This is a genomic window from Streptomyces sp. CBMA123 (assembly GCF_014596465.1).
GTDB lineage: Bacteria > Actinomycetota > Actinomycetes > Streptomycetales > Streptomycetaceae > Kitasatospora.
Genome location: NZ_MECK01000367.1, coordinates 1 through 4053, shown reverse-complemented (window position 1 = coordinate 4053; position 4053 = coordinate 1). Strand labels below are relative to the sequence as shown.

Genomic DNA, 4053 nt, shown 5'->3' with positions numbered 1-4053 from the left:
CCGGGCCGGAGGGCGTCAGCAAGCCCGACCACCCCGCGTCGCCCGCCCCCGCCGCCGTCCAGGCCGCCGCCGACCGCCAGTCCGCGACCCCGGCGGCCGGCCGCGGCGAGACCCGCCCGGACGGCTCGCTGGCCGCGATACCCGGCCTCGGCGCCGCCTTCACCGCGAAGATCCCCGCCGCGACCAACCAGGTGGTGGTCGCCACCGGCCAGGGCAAGGACACCGACAAGAACAGCGTCACCCTGTGGACCCGCACCCCCGAGGGCCGCTGGCTGGCCGGTGAGACCTGGCAGGGCCACAACGGCAAGAACGGCTGGACCACCGACCACAACGAGGGCGACCTGCGCAGCCCGATCGGCGTCTTCGACCTCACCGACGCGGGCGGCCACAACGACAACCCCGGCAGCAAGCTCCCGTACGACAAGGACGCCAGCTTCGTGGTCTCCGGGACGGGCTTCTTCGGCGACCAGCTGGCCGGCTCTTTCGACTACGTGGTCGCGATCAACTACAACCGGGTCGCCGGCAGCTCCCCGCTCGACATGCGCCGCCCGATGGGCAGCAAGAAGGGCGGCGGTATCTGGCTGCACGTCGACCACGACGGCCCCACCCACGGCTGCGTGTCGATACCCGAGGACAAGATGGCCCAGCTGATCCGCACCCTGGACCCGGCGGCCCACCCGGTGATCGTGATGGGCGACGCCGGCTCGCTGGCAGCCTGACCTCGGCGTACGCCCCGGACCCAGGCGCCCCAAGGGCCTTGTGGAGCCCCTACAGATCACCGGGGCGGATCCTGTAGCCGGTCATGCCCGACTGACCAGCGGGTAACCCGGTTCCATGGCAGCATGAGCGGTTCGCGCATTGTGGCACTCGGGCACTACCAGCCCCCCAAGATCCTCTCCAACGACGATCTGGCGGTTCTCGTCGACACCGATGACGATTGGATCCGCAGCCGGGTGGGCATCCGCACCCGGCACATCGCCGAGGGTGAGACTGTGATCGACCTCGCCACCGAGGCCGCGCAGAAGGCCCTGGCCCACAGCGGCCGGACGGCGGCGGAGATCGACCTGGTCGTGGTCGCCACCTGCACCGCGATCGAGCGCAGCCCCAACACCGCCGCCGCGGTGGCCGCCCGGCTGGGCGTCCGCTCGCCCGCCGCGTACGACATCAACACGGTCTGCTCCGGCTTCTCGTACGCGCTGGCCACCGCCGACCACGCGATCCGGGCCGGGGCGGCGCGGCGTGCCCTGGTGATCGGCGCCGAGCGGATGTCCGACACCCTCGACTGGACCGACCGCTCCACCTGTGTGATCTTCGGCGACGGCGCGGGCGCCGCGGTGGTCGAGGCCCAGGAGGAGGGCGCCGAGCCCGGCATCGGCCCGGTGGTCTGGGGCTCCGAGCCGGAACGGGGCGACGCCGTGGTGATCACCGGGTGGGACCCGGTGATCAGCCAGCAGGGCCAGTCGGTGTTCCGCTGGGCCACCACCCAGCTCGCCCCGCTGGCCCGCCAGGCCTGCGAGCGCGCCGGGATCGACCCGGCCGAGCTGAAGGGCTTCGTCCCGCACCAGGCCAACCTGCGGATCATCGACGCGATCGCCGCCAAGCTGGGCCTCACCGACGCGGTGGTGGCCCGGGACGTGGTCGACTCCGGCAACACCTCGGCCGCCTCGATCCCGCTCGCCTTCTCCAAGCTGGTCGAGCGCGGCGAGCTCTCCCCGGGCGACCCGGTCCTGCTCTTCGGCTTCGGCGGCGGCCTGGCCTACGCCGGGCAGGTCGTGCGCTGCCCGTGAACTGCCCGAGCTTCCGGTAGCCCGCCCCGAGCCGAAGGGGCGCCCCGGAGGCGAGCGGGCGGACAACAGCACATGCCGGTGGGCGGGCACCCTGTGTGAGGGGTGCCCGCCCACCGGCATGTCTGGCGCGCGTGCGGTACGTCGGCGGACCTCCCCCGAGGACACGGCCGCCGTCCGTCGTTCCCCGGACAGGAGGCCGGGGCTGCGCGCGGAGCGGATGGTGGATCGAACGGATGGTCCTACTTGGGCGCCTTCTTGCCGGTGACGCCCAAGTACACCAGGGGAGCGAGGTTGGGCTTGAGGTCCTTGACCTTGACGCCCCAGGAGGTGAAGGCCTTCTGGTGCTCGGCCGCCGAGGCGAGCAGCGAGACCAGGGCCCCGGCGACGGCGTTCGGGTCGAGCGACTTGTCGGCCTGACCCTTCGCCTGGAGTTCCTTGACGGCCTCCGCGAGTGGCTTGGCGACCGAGTTGAGGACGGTCATGCGGATCTTGAAGAACCGCTTGTCCCCTTCTGCGGCACCGAGCGTGACCACTCGGAGAATGGCGTCGTTCTTGCGCCAGAAGGCGAGGAATCCGTCGACCAGTTCTTCCGAAGTGGTCGGTCCGGACTTCCCTGCCCAGGACTTTCCGGCCACCAGCTCTTTGAGGGTGTCGGAGTCCTTGGCCATTTCCTCGGCGATTTCGAGGACTGCGCCCTCGACATCCGGGAAGTACTGGTAGAAGGTCGCGGGGGAGGTACCCGCCATACGGGCGACGTCGATGACCTTGACGTCCCGATAGGGCGACGTGCTGAGCATCTCGCGGAGGCAGTCGAGCAGCTTCTGCCGCGTCTCCTGTCCGCGTCGCCCGGCGACGCGACCGTCGACGGTGCGAACTTGTCCTGTCATGCCGTCAGCTTACCGTGGCACGATCTTGGCGCGATTCGGTGATGCGACTATTACTCCGCACGGGGGTTGCTATAGCGGTCCCGAACCACTTCGGACGGATATTCACCGGGCCCAGAAGGCGCTGTTGAAGCCCCCCCGTGTGCCTTTGACCCCATAGCGTGACGGCGAGTCCGCTGAGGGGTGATCGAGTGACAGAGCGTGACCGACCGTCCGGGGCTACGCCTCGACGGTCCGGGCGCCGTGGCGCAAGTCGCGGCCGGAGCGGGCGTCAGAATCCGGCCGTTCCGTCCTGGCTGACCAGGGGACCGTCAGCCCGGGGCGGCGGCCGTCTCCCGGTGGGGGAGGTTGGAGATGCGCCGGGCGGCATTGGAGAATCGGGTCCGGCACCACGCGGCGGGTGCGGACAACGGGGAGGTGGCTGCGGAGTGGACCAGCTGACGGCGCACGATCCGAGGCGGATCGGGCCCTTCGAGGTGCTGGGGCGGCTCGGCGCGGGTGGGATGGGGCTGGTCTACCTGGCGCGCTCCGCCTCCGGGCGCCGGGTGGCCATCAAGACCGTCCGGGGGGAGTTGGCCGAGGACGAGCTGTTCCGGGTCCGCTTCGCCCGCGAGATCGCGGCGGCCAAGACGGTCGGCGGCTTCTACACCGCGGCCGTGGTGGACGCCGATGCCGACGCCCGGGTGCCCTGGCTGGCCACCGCGTACATCCCGGCGCCCTCACTGGAGGACCTGGTCGAGGAGTGCGGCCCGCTGCCGGTGGACGCCACCCGCTGGCTGGTGGCCGGCATCGCCGAGGCGCTGCAGTCCATCCACGCGGCCGGGCTGGTCCACCGCGACCTCAAGCCCTCCAACGTCCTGGTGGTCGAGGACGGCCCCAAGGTGATCGACTTCGGCATCGCGGCCGGGGTCTCCAGCACCCGGCTGACCATGACCAACGTCGCGGTCGGCACCCCCGCCTACATGTCCCCGGAGCAGGCCCGGGACAGCCGTACCGTCCGGGGGGCCAGCGACGTCTTCTCGCTCGGCTCGCTGATGGTCTTCTGCGCCACCGGGCACCCGCCGTTCCGCGGCACCAACCCGGTGGAGACGGTGTTCCAGCTGCTGCGCGAGGAGCCGGACCTGACCGGCATGGCGCCCGAGCTGATGGACCTGGTCCGGGCCTGCATGCAGCAGGCGCCGGAGCGCCGGCCCACCCCCGCGCAGATCCAGGCGGAGCTGGCCCCGCACCTGTTCTCCCGGGACGACGCCGGCGGCGAGGTCGGCGACTGGCTGCCCGCGAACGCGCTGGAGCTGATCGAGGGCAAGCGCGGCCGCCGCCCGAGCGCGGCGCCCCGCCCGCACTCCGGCCCGGTCGAGCCGCGGCAGCCGGCGCACCCCCAG

4 protein-coding genes are annotated in these 4053 nt (G+C 71.8%); 3 read left to right on the top strand and 1 reads right to left on the bottom strand.

Going from position 1 to position 4053, the window contains the following annotated elements:
* A partial coding sequence (locus tag BG452_RS30725; protein ID WP_188307625.1) for a L,D-transpeptidase family protein occupies positions 1-719 on the top strand: 719 nt, incomplete at its 5' end.
* A gap of 123 nt (positions 720-842) precedes the next feature.
* A complete protein-coding gene (locus BG452_RS30720; RefSeq protein WP_188307624.1) occupies positions 843-1787 on the top strand; it encodes a beta-ketoacyl-ACP synthase III in 945 nt (314 codons plus the stop codon).
* A gap of 239 nt (positions 1788-2026) precedes the next feature.
* Here BG452_RS30720 and BG452_RS30715 read toward each other — a convergent pair whose 3' ends face one another.
* The gene (locus BG452_RS30715) at positions 2027-2674 is read right to left on the bottom strand and encodes a TetR family transcriptional regulator (RefSeq protein WP_188307623.1); all 648 of its coding nucleotides are present in this window, start codon (positions 2672-2674) and stop codon (positions 2027-2029) included.
* Positions 2675-3099: 425 nt separating this feature from the next.
* Between BG452_RS30715 and BG452_RS30710 the strand changes: the two genes are divergently transcribed.
* Positions 3100-4053, top strand: a 954-nt coding sequence (locus tag BG452_RS30710) for a serine/threonine-protein kinase (protein WP_188307622.1), incomplete at its 3' end; no start/stop codon positions are given.

Bases quoted from the DNA above. Each gene is read 5' to 3' on its own strand.
- BG452_RS30720 (WP_188307624.1), top strand. From the start codon at position 843: ATGAGCGGTTCGCGCATTGTGGCACTCGGGCACTACCAGCCCCCCAAG.
- BG452_RS30715 (WP_188307623.1), bottom strand. From the start codon at position 2,674: ATGACAGGACAAGTTCGCACCGTCGACGGTCGCGTCGCCGGGCGACGC.